The sequence below is a fragment of the Streptomyces sp. NPDC101118 genome (assembly GCF_044759445.1).
In the GTDB taxonomy this organism is placed as follows: domain Bacteria; phylum Actinomycetota; class Actinomycetes; order Streptomycetales; family Streptomycetaceae; genus Streptomyces.
Genome location: NZ_JBIVZG010000003.1, coordinates 216,882 through 232,845, shown reverse-complemented (window position 1 = coordinate 232,845; position 15,964 = coordinate 216,882). Strand labels below are relative to the sequence as shown.

Genomic DNA, 15,964 nt, shown 5'->3' with positions numbered 1-15,964 from the left:
CGTGAGCGGCCGCACCCCAGGGGGAGGGGTGCGGCCGCTCGCTCCTTTTTCCGTCCGGTCAGCGGTAGTCGTCCGGCGTGCGGTCGGCGCCGCCGATCTCGACCTCCTCGATGTACGCCCAGGCGTCCGGACGGCTGCCGTCCGCATCGGTGAACCCGTACTCCCGGGCGAGCTGTCCGCTGGACAGGGACTGCCCGTTCCAGCGGTGCACGTCCGGGTCCGCGGCCAGGGCCGTCACCGCGCGGGCGACGTAGAGGGGGGACTCCGAGACGCCGAAGCCGGGCACCTTGGCGGTGGCGTCGCGCCAGTTCGCCTCCGTCACCCCGAAGGTCTCCAGCATCTGCTCGGAACGCAGCCAGCCGGGGGTCACCGAGACGGCCGTGCAGCCGGTGTCCCTGAGGTCGTGGGCGAGGGTGGCGGCCATCCGGATGGGTCCGTTCTTGGCCAGGTCGTAGAAGAAGTTCTCGCGGAAGCGCTCGTTGGTGCGCGCGGTGCCGTCGGTGATCTCCACGACGAGTCCGCCGGGGTTCCGGATGAGCAGCGGCAGGGCGTGCCAGCTGGTGATGATGTGGCTCTTCACACCCAGTTCCAGCATCCGCAGGCCGCGGTCGAGTTCGGTCTCCCACATCCGCTTGCCGAAGACCACCAGGTGCTCGCCGCCCCAGAGGTCGTTGACCAGGACGTCGAGGCGGCCCCGCTCGGCGTCGATGCGCTCGACGAGGGCGCGTACCTGCTCCGGATCGAGGTGGTCGGCGACGACGGCGACGCCCTCGCCGCCGGCCGCCGTCACCAGCTCGGCGGTCTCCTCGATGGTCTCCGTCGTCCGTCCCACCTCGCTGGCCTGCTGCCGGCTGGTGCGCCCGGTGACGTACACGGTGGCGCCCGCCGCCCCCAGCCGGACGGCGATGGCCCGGCCCGCGCCGCGGGTGGCACCGGCCACGAGGGCGGTTTTTCCGCTGAGGTCTCCCATGCGACGGATTCTCGCGGTGGCGGGGGCCACGCGCACCCGTGATGCTGGATCCCGTGATGGACGAGACGGAGTTCTGGGAGATCGTCGACAGCACCCGCGAGGCCGCCGACGGCGACCCCGAGAAGCATGCCGACCTGCTGGTGGAACGGCTGACGACGCTCGACCCGGAGTCCGTGCTGGACTTCGCCCGGCACTTCGAGGCGCGCTACAACCGCGCGTACACCTGGGAGCTGTGGGGGGCGGCCTGGGTGCTCCTGGACGGTGCCAGCGACGACGCCTTCGACTACTTCCGCTGCTGGCTGATCGGGCAGGGCCGGGAGGTCTTCGAGGGCGGGGTGCACGACCCGGACCATCTGGCGGAGCTGCTCGGGGAGTTCGACGAGGAGATCGACGGGGACGGCGAGGAGCTGGGGTACGCCGCCGACGACGCGTACGAGCAGCTGACCGGCGTGGTGGCGCCGGACCTGGGCATCCCGGTGCAGGCGGCCGAGCCGGCGGGGACCCCGCTGGAGTTCGAGGACGAGGCGGTGCTGCGCGTGCGGTACCCGCGGCTCTGGGAGCGGTTCCGGGGCTGAGGGCGTCCCCTCCCTCAGCCCCGGGGGGGCGCGGCTCAGTAGTGCGTGCCGCCGTCGATGCGGATCTCGGTGCCGGTGATGAAGGCGCCGTCCTCGGAGCCGAGCATGGCCACCACGCCGGCCACCGTGTCGGGGCCCGCGAAGCCCTGGCCGATGGCGGGGGCCAGCTTCGCGAAGAGCGACCAGTCGGTGTCCTCGGGCAGGCCGGGGCCGTTGCCGGTGGTCATCCCGCTCTCGATGGAGCCGGGCGCGACGCTGACCGCGCGCAGGCCCTGCTTGCTGTACTCGGCGGCCAGGGAGTGGGTCATGGCCTGGATGCCGCCCTTGGTGGCCGCGTACGCCGCCATGTACGGGTGCGCGAAGGAGGCCGAGGTCGAGCTGAAGTTCACGATCACCGGCTTGTCGCCCTCGAGCAGCGCCGGGATCGCCTCGCGGACCATCAGGAACGTGCCGGTCAGGTTGACCGAGACGATCGTGTTCCAGAGCTCCAGCGAGGTCTTGTGGGTGTGCTCGGAGCGCAGGATGCCGGCCGCGTTGACCAGGACGTCCAGTCCGCCGAGGGTCTCGACCGCGGCGGCGACGCCGGCACGGACCGCGGCCTCGTCCGAGATGTCGAGCAGGGCGGTGGTGAGGCGGGCGGCGGTGCCGTCGGCGGCGGCGCGGTCGGCCGTCGCCTTCAGGCCGGTCTCGCTGACGTCCACGGCGACGACCCGGCCGCCCTCGGCCAGGATCCGGTGGACGGTGGCCTGGCCGATGCCGGAACCGCCGCCGGTGACGAGGACGCGCCTGCCTTCGTAACGCTGCATGTGTCTTCTCCGAGTACGTAGGTGTCAGTCACTGACCCTACGAGTAAGTGACACGCTTTGCCATCCTGTCAATCCATGCAATACGTCTCCTCCCTGACGTAGTCTGCGGGGGTGAGATCGCCTCGTCCCTACTCCCCCGCCACCGGCCCCGGCCAGTCCCTCACGGAGCGCCGCAAGGCGGCCACGCAGCTGGACATCGCGCGGGCCGCCTGCGCGCTGTTCGCCGAGCACGGGCCCGACGGCACGACCGCCGAGGACATCGCCCGGCGGGCGGGGGTCGCGCTGCGCACCTTCTACCGCTACTTCCGCAGCAAGCAGGACGCCGTGGCGCCGCTGCTGGCGGGGGGCGGCGACGCGTGGCGGGCGCTGCTGGAGGCGGAGGAGCCGGGCGTGGCGCTCGGTCCGGCCATAGAGCGCGCGATCACCTCGTCGCTGACCCTCCCCGACGGCGAGGAGGGCCTGGAGTGGACCCGCGGGCTGCTGCGCGCCTCGGCGGACGACCCCGCCCTGCGCGCGGTGTGGTTCCAGGTCAACCAGGACTCCGAGGAGCGGCTGGTCCCGGTGCTGGCGCGACTGGCCGGCGACTCGGCGGACCCGCTGGAGATCCGTCTGCTGGCGGCTGCGGCCACCGACGCCATCCGCGTCTCGCTGGAGGTCTGGTCCGCCGGCGACGCCCCGCAGCGGGGCCCGGGCTCGCCGGCGGAGCTCGCCGTGCGGTGCCTCAGGGAACTGACGGGCGGGATGGCGGTGCTGCGGCGGGGCTAGGCGGTGTCTTTCGGATCAGGCCGGGCCCAGGCGGCCCGGGGCGTGGTCCGAGGCGTGGTCGGGGACGTCGCCCGGGGGCCGGCCCTGGTCGTCGCCCCGGGCCCCGTCGGGGGCCAGAAGCAGCAGGGCCACGTCGTCCTCCGGCCCGCGCGTGTACGCGTACAGGTCGCGCCAGACCGTGTCGACCACCCCCTCCGGCGGGGCGGCACCGGCGCCCGCCTCGGCGACCAGCGCAGGGAGCCGCTCCAGCAGCGGGTAGAAGACCCCCTCCCCGTCCCTGGCCTCGGTGACGCCGTCGGTGTGGGCCAGCACCCGGTCCCCCGGCGCCAGCCGGACCTCCCCCACCACCGGCTGCGCCAGACCCGCGAGGCCCAGCCCCAGCGGCGGCCCCGGATCCACGACGAGCGGGGTCACGGCCGTGCCGCGCAGCCGCAGCACCGGCGGGTGCCCGCAGGACAGGATCCGCACGGCTCCGCTGCCCGGCGGGAACTCCAGCAGGACGGCGGTGGCGAACAGCTCGTCGTGTTCCACCGCCGCGGAGTCCTCCAGCAGCCTGCGGTCCAGCCGGGCCGCCACCGCGTCCAGGCCGGCGTCGTCGAGCGCCCCCTCGCGGAACGCGCCCAGCAGCCCCGCCACGGTCCCCACCGCGGCCAGCCCGTGCCCCTGCACGTCCGCCACGATGGCCCGTACGCCGTAGGGCCCGGCCCGTACGTCGTAGAGGTCGCCGCCCACCAGCGTGCCCCGCTGGGCGGCCCGGTAGAGCCCGGCGCAGCGCAGGTCCCCCACCCGCTCGGGCACCGGCGGCAGCACCGCGAGCTGCGCCGCCTCGGCCACCGTGCGCACGCTCACGAGCTGCGCGTCCCGGCGCCTGCGCACCCAGGCGATCACCACGCTGAGCAGCCCGATCAGGGCGACGTTCACCAGGTCGACGCCCTGCGCGTGGCCCACGTCCAGCGACGGCACCCCGAGCAGCACCAGCACGACGATCCCGAAGACGGCGGTGCCCAGCGCCCCGTACGAGAAGGCGGCGACCGGCGGCAGCGCGGCCAGGAAGAAGCCCAGCTCCACGTTCTCCGGCGTGAGGAACTGGGCGAGGGAGAGCACCACCAGCGCCACGACCGGGGCGAGCCGGGCCCAGACCGGGGGCGGCGCGCCCCGCAGCCAGCCGGGCTCTGCGTCCCCTCGTCGACGCCTGCTCACCCCTTCACCCTCGTACGCCCCGGGCGCCCCCGCATTCCGGGTGGCCCCGGACGGACGAGCGCACCAGAGTGTTCCCGTGACCGAAGAGCAGCGGACGGGCGCGCCCGTGCCCCCGGAGCCCGAAGTGCCCCCGGAGCCGCCGGAGGGCCGGTCGGCCGCCATGAGCACCCGGCTGAACTGGCTGCGGGCGGGCGTCCTGGGCGCGAACGACGGCATCATCTCCACCGCCGGCCTGGTGGTCGGCGTGGCCGGCGCCACCACCTCCCGGACCGCGCTGCTCGCGGCCGGCGTCGCCGGCCTGCTGGCGGGCTCCCTCTCCATGGCGGCCGGGGAGTACGTGTCCGTCAGCTCCCAGCGCGACTCGGAGCGGGCCGCCCTGGAGACCGAGCGGCAGGAGCTGGCCGAGGACCCGGAGGCGGAGCTGGAGGAGCTGACCGGACTGCTGGCGGCGCGCGGCCTGAGCCGGGACGTAGCCCGCGAGGCGGCCGAGCAGCTCAGCGAGCGGGACGCGCTGCGCGCGCACGCCCGGGTCGAGCTGGGCATCGAGCCGGACGAGCTGGCCAACCCCTGGCACGCGGCGCTGGCCAGCTTCGTGTCGTTCACCGTGGGCGCCCTGCTGCCGCTGCTCGCCATCCTGCTGCCGGCCCCGTCGCAGCGGGTCCCGGTGACGGTGGTCGCGGTGCTGCTGGCGCTGGCGCTGTGCGGCCGGGTGAGCGCGGGCCTGGGCGGCGCCCCGCCGCTGCGGGCGGTGGCCCGCAACATGGCGGGCGGCGGCCTCGCGATGGCGGTCACGTACGCGGCCGGCCACCTGCTGAGCGCGAGCGGGGCGTAAGGGCCTCGGCCGTGAGTCGGCTGCAGGGGTCTCCCCGGCCGTACCGGACGGGGTCTCAACGGCCGTACCGGACGGAGGCTCCTCGGCCGTACCGGACGGGGGCTCAACGGCCGTACCGGACGGGGTCCCCTACGCCGCACCGGAGCCGTCGCCCGCGGAGGGCCGGGCGCCGGTCGCGTGCGGCCGGCCCGCTTCCGCGCCACCCGCTGACGTGCCGTCCGCCGGAGCCAGGCGCATCGTGGAGCTGCCGGCCGGCTCACTGAGCGACGGGAGGGCCAGATGGGGAGTCCGAGAGGCAGCGAGCCCCCGGGATGGGGCGAGCGCCCGCCCGTACCTCCGGGCGGTGCCTGGGCACCGCCCCCGGCCCCGCCCCGGAAGGACTCGTCCAGAGCCTGCTGCCTCACGGTCGGCCTGGTCGTCGGCGGCCTCGGGCTCCTCGCGGCGATCGGCATCGGAGCGCTCGCGTTCAGGGAGGCCCCCGGTCCGGGGCCGCACAGGCCGGCGGACGACGTGCGGATCACCGCGTGCGAGACCGACCCGACCACGCGCTGGCCCCACGCCGATCTCACGATCACCAACCACAGCGGCAAGGCGAGCGACTACTGGATCGGCGTCGAGTTCGTGGCGGCGTCCGGCGAGCGCCTCGCCGAGGCCAACGCCTCGACGAGCCACTTGGCCCCTGGGCAGGCGTCGCGTGAGCGGGCCCAGAGCCTGACCCAGGTCGACCGGGCCGTCACCTGCCGGATCACCGACGTCACCCGCACCGCCTCGTGAGGGGCCGACCGTCGCCGCGCCCCCGCCGCAACGGGTGGCGGACGCGCGTCGGCACCAGCGAGTTGGGCGCTCGGGCGGCGTCGGCACGAGGTGGGCCCACTAGGGTCGGGGCATGCGGATCGCGGTCACCGGCTCGGCCGGACTCATCGGCACGGCGCTGGTGCGCTCCCTGCGTGCGGACGGGCACGAGGTGTGCCGCCTGGTGCGGCGGCCACCGCGCGGGCCCGACGAGGCGGCCTGGGACCCGAAGCGGGGGTACGTCGAGGAGTCCGGTCTGACGGGGTGCGCCGCCGTGGTCAACCTGGCCGGCGCGGGCCTGGGCGACCACCGCTGGACCGCGGCGTACAAGAAGGAGATCCGCGACAGCCGGGTGCTCGGCACCCGGACGCTCGCGGCCGCCCTCGCCACGCTGCCCGAGCCTCCGCAGGTGCTGGTGAACGCCTCGGGCGTGGGCGTCTACGGCGACACGGGCGACCGGACGGTGGACGAGGACTCCCCCGTGGCCGGCGGTTTCCTGCCGTCCCTGTGCGTGGAGTGGGAGGCGGCCACCGCCCCGGCGCGCGAGGCGGGGGTCCGTACGGTCTTCACCCGCACCGGGCCCGTGGTGGCCGGCCGGGGCGGCGCCTGGGGGCGGCGGCTGATTCCGCTCTTCCGGGCGGGGCTCGGCGGGCGACTGGGCACCGGCCGCCAGTACATGAGCTGGATGTCGCTGCGCGACCACGTGGCGGCGCTGCGGTTCCTGATCGACGAGGACGGGCTGTCGGGTCCGGTGAACCTGACCGGGCCCGCCCCGGTGACGAACCGTGAGATGACGGCCGTGCTGGGCCGGTTGCTGCACCGGCCCGCTGTCTTCGCCGTGCCGGCGCCCGCGATCCGGCTGGCGCTGGGCGAGTTCGCGGAGGACGTGCTGACGGGTCAGCGGGCGGTGCCGCGGCGGCTGCTGGACGCGGGGTTCCGGTTCCAGGACCCGACCGTCGAGGACGCGCTGCGGTGGGCGCTCACCGCGGATCGCCGGGGCGACTGAATACGACCGTTGTGCGACCGGCGTGCGACCGCATGCGACCGGACTTGCGCCCACTCCTTAGGCCGACTCGGGTTCTGGTGGAGCGTGTTGGGGGAAGGAGGATCCCCACACCAGACACCAGCGCCGACCGACCTCGGGGAGGGGCACGTGCTCAGCAGCGCGCATCACGCGGACGTCGTCATCGTGGGAGCGGGAGTCGCGGGACTCGCGGCCGCTCACCATCTGGTCGGCGCCGGTATCAACGTCACCGTTCTGGAAGCGGCTCGGGAGCCCGGCGGCCGGATGGCCACCGAAACCGTCGACGGGTTCCGGCTGGACCGGATCGGCCAGCTCCTCAACACCTCGTACCCGGAGCTCGCCCGCACCCCGGGGCTGGCCGACCTCGCACTGCGGACCTTCGCACCCGGCGTGCTGGTCTGCGGGGACGGCCGGCAGCAGCGGGTGGGCGGCACCAGGACCGCCGCCCGGGCGCTGGCCGGGGGTTCCCTGCTGAACGCGGCGCTGGCCCGGCTCGCCGCCGTGCCGGTGGACCGGCTGACGGCCCGGCCGGAGCGGCCGGCGCTCGCGGCGCTGCCGCGGCCCTTCGCCGGGGTGCTGCGGCCCCTGCTGGCCACCCTGCTGTCCGATGCCGGTCTGGGCACCTCCAGCCGGGTCGCGGACCTGGCCCTGCGGGGCTTCGCGCGCGGGCGGCTCGCGGTGCCGGAAGGCGGCGCGGCGGCCCTGCCCGCACTGCTGGCGGCCGGCCTGCCGCCGGGCGCGCTGCTCACCGGGGTCCGGGTGCGGTCGGTGTCGACCAGCCTGGTTCGGACCGAGGAGCACGGGGAGTTCCGCTGCCGGGCGGTGCTGCTGGCCACCGGGGCCCGGGAGGCGGCGGAGCTGCTGCCGGGGCTGCGGGTGCCGGGCTTCCACCCGGTGACGGTCTTCCACCACGCGGTGGCGGGCCGGGTGCCGGGGGACGCCTCGCTGCTGCTGGAGGCGGAGGGGCGCGGCCCGGTGGCGCACACCGCCGTCATGTCCGCCGTAGATCCGCGCCGGGCGCCGCTCGGGATGTCCCTGGTCTCCTCCACGGTGCTGGGGCCGCCGCCCGCCGAGCGGGACGTACGGGGTCACCTGGCGGCGCTGTACGGGCCCGGGGCCGGGGTGGCCGACTGGGAGCTGCTGGCCGTGCACCACACGGCGGAGGCGGTGCCGGCCATGCCGCCGCCGTACGACCTGCGGCGGCCGGTGCGGGTGCTCGCGGGGCTGTACGTGTGCGGGGACCACCGGGACACGAACACGGTGCAGGGTGCGCTGTTCTCCGCCCGCCGTGCGGCGCAGTCGCTGGTCGCGGACTTCGGCATTCCGGCCCCGGAACCGCGGGTCCCGCTCCCGGCCGCCGCCTGACCCCTCCCGGGAGGGCCGCCCGACCGCCCCCGCGCCGGGAGGCCGCCCCCTGCTGTCCCGGGCCTCGGCCGCCCGGCACAGGCGCGGGATCCGGGGCAGGCCACGAAGGCTGGAGCCCGCCCGGCGCTTGGGGTCCGAGGGGGTCCGGGGCCTGCCCCGGTGAACGGGAGAAGGGCGGGGTGGGGCACGCCCCGCGCAGCGGCAACGGCCCGCACCCACGCGCCACCGCACCCGGCACGGGGCCCGCGCCCGGCACGGGGGCGCCCGGCACGGCCCCGGTGCGGCCGGGGCCGGGCCTACGGGAGGGCCGCCACCCGGTCGCGGTACGTACGGACGGCGGCGGCGTCGCGGTACGGCTCCAGGCGCCGCTCGAAGTCCCGTACGTACTCCACCGCCCGCACCGACCGCATCTCCATCGCCTGCTGCGCCGCCTCGGCCCCCAGGGCGCAGGCCTGGTCCAGCTCCCCCAGCCCCAGCCGGGCGGTGGCCAGGACCACCCGGCAGAAGAGCCGCGACCGCGCGTAGCCGGGGGCCCGCAGCTGCAGCGACCGCTCCGCGTGCTGCGCGGCGGCCCGGTACTGCTGGAGGTCCCGGTGCGCGTGCCCGAACTCGTCCGCGAGCTGCGCCTCGTCGAAGAAGCGCGCCCAGTGCGGCACGTCGTCCCCCGGCCGGGCGGCGCCGAGCGACCGCTCCGCCCGGACCAGGGAGGCCGTGCAGGCCCGTACCTCGCCCAGCACCCCGTGCCCGCGGGCCTCCGCGGCGTGCAGCAGGGCCTGCACCACCGGCGGGGCGCCGGTGCCCACGCCCTGCTGGGCGACCCGGGCGAGCTGGACGGCCTCCCTGCCGTGCCCGAGGTACACCGCCTGCCGACTCATTGTGACCAGCACGTACGACCCGTACGCCCGGTCGCCCGCGGCCTGGGCGAGCCGCAGCGCCTGGACGAAGTACCGCTGGGCCAGCCCGTGGGCGGCGATATCGTACGAGGTCCAGCCCGCCAGCCTGGTCAGGTCGGCCGCGGCCGCGAACAGCCGCCGGCCGGTGGTCTCGCCGTACGTGCCGCGCAGCATCGGCTCGGCCTCGTGCTCCAGGTACCGCACCAGCGCCTGCCGCGCGTGCCCGCCGCCGTACGCGTGGTCCAGCGCCCGGAACAGCTCGGACACCGAGCGGAGCGCCGCGATGTCGCCGCCGGTCACCCGCTGTCCCGGGCCCCGGTCGATCTGGCGCTGCCGGGGCACCGTGGTGCGCCCCTGGCCCGGCACCCGGGGGCCAGCCGCCGGCTCGCCGCGGCCCACCCGCTCGTCGGGGCGGCCGATCAGCCAGTCCCGGCTGGGCACCACCAGGCCCGCCGGCGTGAAGGCGATCTTGCGGAGTTCGGCGTGGCTGCCGGAGTCCTTGCGCCACAGGCCGCTGGCGATGTCGACGGCCTCCTCGGGCGTGGCCGCGAATTCCAGCCCCGCGTACACCGGGGCGCACGCGTCCAGGCCCAGGTCCTGCGCGGAGAGGCGCCGGCCGAGGCGGCGCGTGAAGACCTCGGCGATCAGTGCGGGGGTGGTGCCGCGCGGTTGCTGCCCGCGCAGCCACCGGGTCACGGACGTCTTGTCGTACCGCAGGTCCAGACCGTGCTCCAGGCCGAGCTGGTCGACCCGGCGGGCCAGTCCGGCGTTGGAGAAGCCCGCTTCGGCGATCAGTGCCGCGAGCTGCCGGTTGGGGACTCGCTGCGGGGGTCGTTCCGTCATCGGCTCCACGGTCTCCTGACTTCCGGACCGTCGACCCGGCCCTGTGAACGGCGTGAATGTAGCGGCCAACTCCGGCCTCGCCGCCTGCTCTGCCCCACATTCATCCGATCGTGCGAAGAACCGGGATGCCCCTTTACGGATCACCCCCTGACCCCCGCGTACGCTGCCCGGCATGAACCCGCACGTCCCCGCCGAGCCTCCGCACGACTCCGCACCGGAGCACCTCCGGGCGCCGGAGATCACCGAGGCCGAGTGCCGCCGGTGCGGGACGCTGATCGCGGGGCTCGACGGGCGGTACGCGTGCGGGGTCTGCGGCTGGGTGAACGACCACTCCGAGGGGCACCGCAGACTGCCCCGCGCCGAGGAGGACCCGGACTTCCCGCGCGGCCGGCGCCGCAGGCCGCTGCCGCCCAACCCGTACGGCCCGCCCGAGCCGGCGGCTCCGGCCACGGCCGCGCAGGCCCCGGTCCCGCAGGCCCCCCTCCCGCAGCCTCCGGCCCCGCAGGCCCCGGCCCCGCAGGCCCCGGCCCCGTACGCCCCTCCCGGACCGGCGGGAGCGGCGGCTGCGTACCCTGGCTGAGTGCGATACGTGCACACAGCAGTTTCAACGAGGAGGCGCTGCGGTGGCTGAGCTGCGGTTTGTCCGTCTGGGCTTCGGGCCGGATTCCGTCGAGTACACCGAGGCGTGGGACGAGCAGCGACGCGTCCACGCCGCCCGCTTCGCGGACGAGATCGGCGACACCTGCCTGCTGCTGGAGCACCCCCCGGTCTACACCGCCGGGCGCCGCACCGCCGACAGCGAGCGGCCGCTCGACGGCACCCCCGTCATCGACGTGGACCGCGGCGGGAAGATCACCTGGCACGGTCCCGGCCAGCTGGTCGGCTACCCGATCATGAAGCTGCCCCGCCCGGTGGACGTGGTCGCCCACGTGCGCCGCCTGGAGGACGCCCTGATACGGACGGCCGCCGAGTTCGGCCTGGAGACCACCCGCATCGAGGGCCGCTCGGGCGTCTGGGTGCTGGGCGACCCCGTCGAGCAGCGCCCCGCCGTCGGCGGGCTGACGCTGGAGTTCGACCCGCGCCTGACGGACGAGGAGTTCGACCCGCGACTGAACGGCCCCGAGTACGCGCCCTCGAACGCCGGCCAGCGCCGCGAGGACCGCAAGCTCGCCGCCATCGGCATCCGCGTCGCCAAGGGCGTCACGATGCACGGCTTCTCGTTCAACGTGAACCCGGACAGCACCTGGTTCGACCGGATCATCCCCTGCGGCATCCGCGACGCCGGTGTGACCTCGCTCTCGGAGGAACTGGGCCGGGAGATCACCATCGCCGACGTGCTGCCCGTCGTGGAGCGGCACCTGGCCGACGTGATGGCCGGCGCGACGCTGCTGCCCCGCGAGGTCGAGCGCGAGATGGAGCCGGAGGCGGCCGCTCCGGCGGCCTCCTGACGGGTGCCGCCGCGGGTCCTTCCCGGGGCCCGCGACCTGACACCCTCCGGGGCCGTGGGAATGCCTCCGGGCACTCTCAGGTTGGCCGGACGTAAGAGCGTACGAATAACGGGCGTACCCTGGTGGGCGCCGAGGAATCAAAAGTCACAGGGAGCCGGTCGTGTCCGCAGTCGCACCCGACGGACGCAAGATGCTGCGCCTCGAGGTCCGTAACGCCCAGACCCCCATCGAGCGCAAGCCCGAGTGGATCAAGACCCGGGCGAAGATGGGTCCCGAGTACAAGGCGATGCAGAGCCTCGTGAAGAGCGAGGGCCTGCACACCGTGTGCCAGGAGGCCGGTTGTCCGAACATCTACGAGTGCTGGGAGGACCGCGAGGCCACCTTCCTCATCGGCGGTGACCAGTGCACCCGGCGCTGCGACTTCTGCCAGATCGACACCGGCAAGCCGCAGGCCCTGGACCGCGACGAGCCCCGTCGCGTGGGCGAGTCCGTCGTCACGATGGACCTGAACTACGCCACCATCACCGGCGTCGCCCGCGACGACCTGGCGGACGGCGGCGCCTGGCTGTACGCCGAGACCGTGCGCCAGATCCACCAGCAGACCGCCGGCCGCGAGGGCGGGCACACCAAGGTCGAGCTGCTGGCCCCCGACTTCAACGCGGTGCCCGAGCTGCTGGAGGAGGTCTTCGCCTCCCGCCCCGAGGTCTTCGCGCACAACATCGAGACCGTGCCGCGGATCTTCAAGCGGATCCGTCCCGGCTTCCGCTACGAGCGCTCGCTCGACGTGATCACCCAGGCCCGCGCGTACGGCCTGGTGACCAAGTCGAACCTGATCCTCGGCATGGGCGAGGAGCGCGAGGAGATCAGCCAGGCGCTGCGCGACCTGCACGAGGCGGGTTGCGAACTCATCACGATCACCCAGTACCTGCGGCCCTCGCCGCGGCACCACCCCGTGGAGCGCTGGGTGAAGCCGGACGAGTTCGTGGAGCTCGCGAAGGAGGCCGAGGAGATCGGCTTCTCGGGCGTGATGTCCGGCCCGCTGGTCAGGTCCTCGTACCGCGCCGGCCGCCTCTACCAGCAGGCGATGGACAAGCGCGCGACGGTGTGACGAACGGAGCGGCCCGTGGAAACACGGGCCGCTCTGCTTTTCCGGTGTCGCTCCGGCCCCATGGGCCCCCATCAAGGTTTCATCACTGTTTGACCGACCGGTCACGCACTGGTAACACCAGTCAGTGACGATTGCCGCACGCACCGCACACGGCAGCGCCGCACGCACCGCACACGGCAGCACCCCGCCCCCGGGCCGAGCGCACCACGAAGGGATCGACACCATGCAGGCCGCGCCCCTACGCGCCACCGCCATCCCGACCGTCACCGACGCGCTCCGCGCCGTCGAATCCCTGCTCATGCGCACCGCGCGCCGCAACGCCTGGACGGCCGTCCTGGAGGACCGCCGCCGCGCCAGCGACCGGGTCGAAACCGAGCACGCGCTCGAGGCCGTGGCTACCCGTCTGCCGTAAGACACGTAAACTTCGGTACATGGCGAGGAAGGCAAACGCAGCCGCTGCTGCGACACCCGGGCGATTCAAGCAGATCGCAATGACGTACAAGATGACCCGCAAGGCGGACCCGAAGGTCGGTCTGATCGTGGCGGGCGTGGGAATCGTCACTTTCGGCGTCTTCCTTGCGATCGGCTTCCTGATCGACCACCCGGTCTACCTCGGGATCCTGGGCTTCATCGTCGCCTTCCTGGCGATGGCGATCGTCTTCGGCCGCCGGGCCGAGCGCGCCGCCTTCGGGCAGATGGAGGGCCAGCCGGGCGCCGCCGCGGCGGTGCTGGAGAACGTGGGCCGTGGCTGGACGACCACCCCGGCCGTGGCGATGAACCGCCAGCAGGACATCGTCCACCGCGCCGTCGGCAAGGCCGGCATCGTGCTGGTGGCCGAGGGCAACCCGAACCGCGTGAAGTCCCTCCTCGCGGCCGAGAAGAAGAAGATGTCACGCGTCATGCCGGACATCCCGGTGCACGACATCATCGTCGGCACGGGCGAGGGCGAGGTGCCCCTCAAGAAGGTCCGCACGACGCTGCTGAAGCTGCCGCGCGTCCTGGCCGGCCCCCAGGTCACCACGGTCAACGACCGGCTGCGGGCGATGGGCGACCTGATGAGCAACATGCCGCTGCCGAAGGGCCCCGTCCCCGGCCGTGGCGGCGCGCGGATGCCGCGCGGCAACAAGATGCGCTGACCCGCCACTCCTACGCGTACGGGGAAGGGCCCCGGGAACCTGGTTCCCGGGGCCCTTCCCCGTACGCGGTCCGGTCGCTCCGGACGCCCGGCGTTCTCAGATGCGCACCTGGACGGCGCGGGAGAGGCGGTCGTGCAGGCCGCGGCCGTCGCGGTCCCAGACCAGGGCGGGGATGACGAGCACGAGCAGGACGCTGCGCAGCGCCACCCGGCCGATGCCCAGCCGGCCGCCGTTCTCGGCCACCACGCGCAGGCCGACCAGGCGCTTGCCGGGGGTGAAGCCCACGGTGCCGACGGTGAGCACGCTCAGCACGAGCAGGACCACCACGGGCCAGTTGCCCATCGCCTGCCAGTCACGGCCAGCGAGCAGCCCGTATGCGATCAGCAGGCACAGGGCCCAGTCGATGGACAGGGCGGCGAACCGCCGTCCCATCCGTGCCACCGAGCCGGGCCCCTCCTGCGGGAGGCCCAGGCGCTCGCCGCGGTACCCGAAGTCGACGCCCATGTCCTCGGCCGCCGCGCGGGGTCCCGAGAGCCACGATCCGATTGCTTGCCTGTTGTCCACCCCACCACGGTACCCGGACCCGGAAAACCGCCCCGGGGGGCCTCCGGGAGGGCGCCCGGGGGCGTTGCGCTAGGCCCGACGGCTGGGACCCCGGTTAACTTGTGCGAAACAAATGGGTCATGCTTGAGAAATCCCGTCTGCTTATGGTCGGGTCAGCGTGCGCCACCGCACTGACGCACCACGAGCTATGCGACCCGCCCCTCCCCCGGGGTCGGGGGTAGGAGGAGTTGGATGTTCCAGAACGCCGACGACGCGAAGAAGTACATCGCGGACAACGACATCAAGTTCGTTGATGTCCGGTTCTGCGACCTGCCCGGTGTGATGCAGCACTTCAGCATCCCGGCGGCGGCGTTCGACCCGAACGAGGAGCTCGCCTTCGACGGCTCCTCGATCCGCGGCTTCCAGGCGATCCACGAGTCGGACATGGCGCTCCGCGCCGACCTGTCGACCGCGCGGCTGGACCCGTTCCGCAAGGACAAGACGCTCAACATCAACTTCTTCATCCACGACCCGATCACGGGCGAGGCCTACAGCCGCGACCCGCGCAACATCGCGAAGAAGGCCGAGGCGTACCTCGCCTCCACCGGCATCGCCGACACCGCGTACTTCGGCCCCGAGGCCGAGTTCTACGTGTTCGACAGCGTGCGCTTCGCCACCAGCGCGAACGAGGGCTTTTACCACATCGACTCCGAGGCCGGCGCCTGGAACACCGGTGCGGAGGAGAACAACCGCGGGTACAAGGTCCGCTACAAGGGCGGTTACTTCCCGGTCGCCCCGGTCGACCACTTCGCCGACCTGCGCGCCGAGATCTCCCTGGAGCTCGACGCCCAGGGTCTGCAGGTCGAGCGCCAGCACCACGAGGTGGGCACCGCCGGCCAGGCCGAGATCAACTACAAGTTCAACACGCTGCTGGCCGCGGCCGACGACCTGATGCTCTTCAAGTACATCGTGAAGAACGTCGCCTGGCGCAACGGCAAGACCGCGACCTTCATGCCGAAGCCGATCTTCGGTGACAACGGCTCGGGCATGCACGTCCACCAGTCGCTGTGGCAGGGCGGCGAGCCGCTCTTCTACGACGAGACGGGCTACGCGGGTCTCTCGGACACCGCCCGCTACTACATCGGCGGCATCCTGAAGCACGCCCCGTCGCTGCTGGCGTTCACCAACCCGACGGTGAACTCCTACCACCGCCTGGTGCCCGGCTTCGAGGCCCCGGTCAACATGGTCTACTCGCAGCGCAACCGCTCCGCGGCCATGCGCATCCCGATCACGGGCTCGAACCCGAAGGCCAAGCGCGTCGAGTTCCGCGCGCCGGACCCGTCCTCGAACCCGTACCTCGCCTTCGCGGCGCTGCTCCTCGCGGGCCTCGACGGTGTGAAGAACAAGATCGAGCCGATGGAGCCGATCGACAAGGACCTCTACGAGCTGGCCCCCGAGGAGCACGCGGCCGTGCCGCAGGTCCCGACCAGCCTCGAGGCCGTGCTGAAGGCCCTGGAGGAGGACCACGAGTACCTCCTGGCCGGCGGTGTCTTCACCCCCGACCTGATCGAGACCTGGATCGACTACAAGCGCACCAACGAGATCGCCCCGATCCAGCTGCGCCCGCACCCGCACGAGTTCGAGCTCTACTTCGACCTGTAAAG

General features: G+C 73.8%; 17 protein-coding genes. 12 read left to right on the top strand and 5 right to left on the bottom strand.

Features of this window, described 5'->3' with window-relative positions; all coding sequences use genetic code 11:
* Positions 1–58: 58 nt before the first annotated feature.
* A complete protein-coding gene (locus ACIQUQ_RS07000) occupies positions 59–970 on the bottom strand; it encodes an SDR family oxidoreductase (RefSeq protein WP_403972189.1) in 912 nt (303 codons plus the stop codon).
* 56 nt (positions 971–1,026) lie between these two features.
* On the opposite strand from ACIQUQ_RS07000, the gene ACIQUQ_RS06995 reads away from it, so the two are divergent.
* On the top strand, positions 1,027–1,545 hold the full coding sequence (locus ACIQUQ_RS06995) for a DUF4240 domain-containing protein (RefSeq protein WP_399940510.1): 519 nt from the start codon (positions 1,027–1,029) through the stop codon (positions 1,543–1,545).
* A gap of 35 nt (positions 1,546–1,580) precedes the next feature.
* On the opposite strand, the gene ACIQUQ_RS06990 is transcribed toward ACIQUQ_RS06995, so the two are convergent.
* Entirely contained in the window at positions 1,581–2,351 is a 771-nt protein-coding gene (locus ACIQUQ_RS06990) for an SDR family NAD(P)-dependent oxidoreductase (RefSeq protein WP_403972187.1), read from the bottom strand.
* 111 nt (positions 2,352–2,462) lie between these two features.
* Here ACIQUQ_RS06990 and ACIQUQ_RS06985 point away from each other — a divergent pair, with 111 nt between their 5' ends.
* Complete coding sequence (locus tag ACIQUQ_RS06985) at positions 2,463–3,116, top strand: TetR family transcriptional regulator (RefSeq protein WP_403972185.1); 654 nt, start codon at positions 2,463–2,465, stop codon at positions 3,114–3,116.
* Between the two features lie 15 nt (positions 3,117–3,131).
* Here ACIQUQ_RS06985 and ACIQUQ_RS06980 read toward each other — a convergent pair whose 3' ends face one another.
* Entirely contained in the window at positions 3,132–4,316 is a 1,185-nt protein-coding gene (locus ACIQUQ_RS06980; RefSeq protein ID WP_403972183.1) for a PP2C family protein-serine/threonine phosphatase, read from the bottom strand.
* A 160-nt stretch (positions 4,317–4,476) separates the two neighbouring features.
* Between ACIQUQ_RS06980 and ACIQUQ_RS06975 the strand changes: the two genes are divergently transcribed.
* The 4 genes from ACIQUQ_RS06975 to ACIQUQ_RS06960 all read left to right on the top strand — a co-directional run bounded on the left by ACIQUQ_RS06975 (position 4,477) and on the right by ACIQUQ_RS06960 (position 8,329).
* Entirely contained in the window at positions 4,477–5,148 is a 672-nt protein-coding gene (locus ACIQUQ_RS06975; protein ID WP_403972876.1) for a VIT family protein, read from the top strand.
* Between the two features lie 279 nt (positions 5,149–5,427).
* Positions 5,428–5,922 (top strand): hypothetical protein, encoded by a 495-nt coding sequence (locus ACIQUQ_RS06970; protein ID WP_403972181.1) that lies wholly within the window; start codon positions 5,428–5,430, stop codon positions 5,920–5,922.
* Between the two features lie 112 nt (positions 5,923–6,034).
* Positions 6,035–6,946, top strand: coding sequence for a TIGR01777 family oxidoreductase (locus ACIQUQ_RS06965; protein WP_403972179.1), 912 nt, complete (start codon positions 6,035–6,037; stop codon positions 6,944–6,946).
* 147 nt (positions 6,947–7,093) lie between these two features.
* On the top strand, positions 7,094–8,329 hold the full coding sequence (locus ACIQUQ_RS06960) for an FAD-dependent oxidoreductase (RefSeq protein WP_403972177.1): 1,236 nt from the start codon (positions 7,094–7,096) through the stop codon (positions 8,327–8,329).
* Positions 8,330–8,625: 296 nt separating this feature from the next.
* On the opposite strand, the gene ACIQUQ_RS06955 is transcribed toward ACIQUQ_RS06960, so the two are convergent.
* On the bottom strand, positions 8,626–10,065 hold the full coding sequence (locus ACIQUQ_RS06955; RefSeq protein WP_403972175.1) for a regulator: 1,440 nt from the start codon (positions 10,063–10,065) through the stop codon (positions 8,626–8,628).
* 172 nt (positions 10,066–10,237) lie between these two features.
* Between ACIQUQ_RS06955 and ACIQUQ_RS06950 the strand changes: the two genes are divergently transcribed.
* The 5 genes from ACIQUQ_RS06950 (at position 10,238) to ACIQUQ_RS06930 (ending at position 13,757) form a co-directional block, all read left to right on the top strand.
* A complete protein-coding gene (locus tag ACIQUQ_RS06950; protein WP_403972173.1) occupies positions 10,238–10,645 on the top strand; it encodes a hypothetical protein in 408 nt (135 codons plus the stop codon).
* Positions 10,646–10,688: 43 nt separating this feature from the next.
* Positions 10,689–11,513 carry a lipoyl(octanoyl) transferase LipB gene (lipB, locus tag ACIQUQ_RS06945; RefSeq protein ID WP_403972171.1) on the top strand — a complete coding sequence of 275 codons (825 nt, stop codon included), beginning with the start codon at positions 10,689–10,691 and terminating at the stop codon, positions 11,511–11,513.
* Positions 11,514–11,673: 160 nt separating this feature from the next.
* Positions 11,674–12,621 carry a lipoyl synthase gene (lipA, locus tag ACIQUQ_RS06940; RefSeq protein ID WP_403660357.1) on the top strand — a complete coding sequence of 316 codons (948 nt, stop codon included), beginning with the start codon at positions 11,674–11,676 and terminating at the stop codon, positions 12,619–12,621.
* A 223-nt stretch (positions 12,622–12,844) separates the two neighbouring features.
* Positions 12,845–13,033 (top strand): hypothetical protein, encoded by a 189-nt coding sequence (locus ACIQUQ_RS06935; RefSeq protein ID WP_403661412.1) that lies wholly within the window; start codon positions 12,845–12,847, stop codon positions 13,031–13,033.
* A gap of 19 nt (positions 13,034–13,052) precedes the next feature.
* Positions 13,053–13,757, top strand: coding sequence for a DUF4191 domain-containing protein (locus ACIQUQ_RS06930; protein ID WP_403972169.1), 705 nt, complete (start codon positions 13,053–13,055; stop codon positions 13,755–13,757).
* A 96-nt stretch (positions 13,758–13,853) separates the two neighbouring features.
* Here ACIQUQ_RS06930 and ACIQUQ_RS06925 read toward each other — a convergent pair whose 3' ends face one another.
* Entirely contained in the window at positions 13,854–14,321 is a 468-nt protein-coding gene (locus ACIQUQ_RS06925) for an RDD family protein (RefSeq protein WP_399939532.1), read from the bottom strand.
* Between the two features lie 231 nt (positions 14,322–14,552).
* On the opposite strand from ACIQUQ_RS06925, the gene glnA reads away from it, so the two are divergent.
* A complete protein-coding gene (glnA, locus tag ACIQUQ_RS06920) occupies positions 14,553–15,962 on the top strand; it encodes a type I glutamate--ammonia ligase (RefSeq protein ID WP_403972167.1) in 1,410 nt (469 codons plus the stop codon).
* The last annotated feature ends 2 nt before the right edge of the window (positions 15,963–15,964 follow it).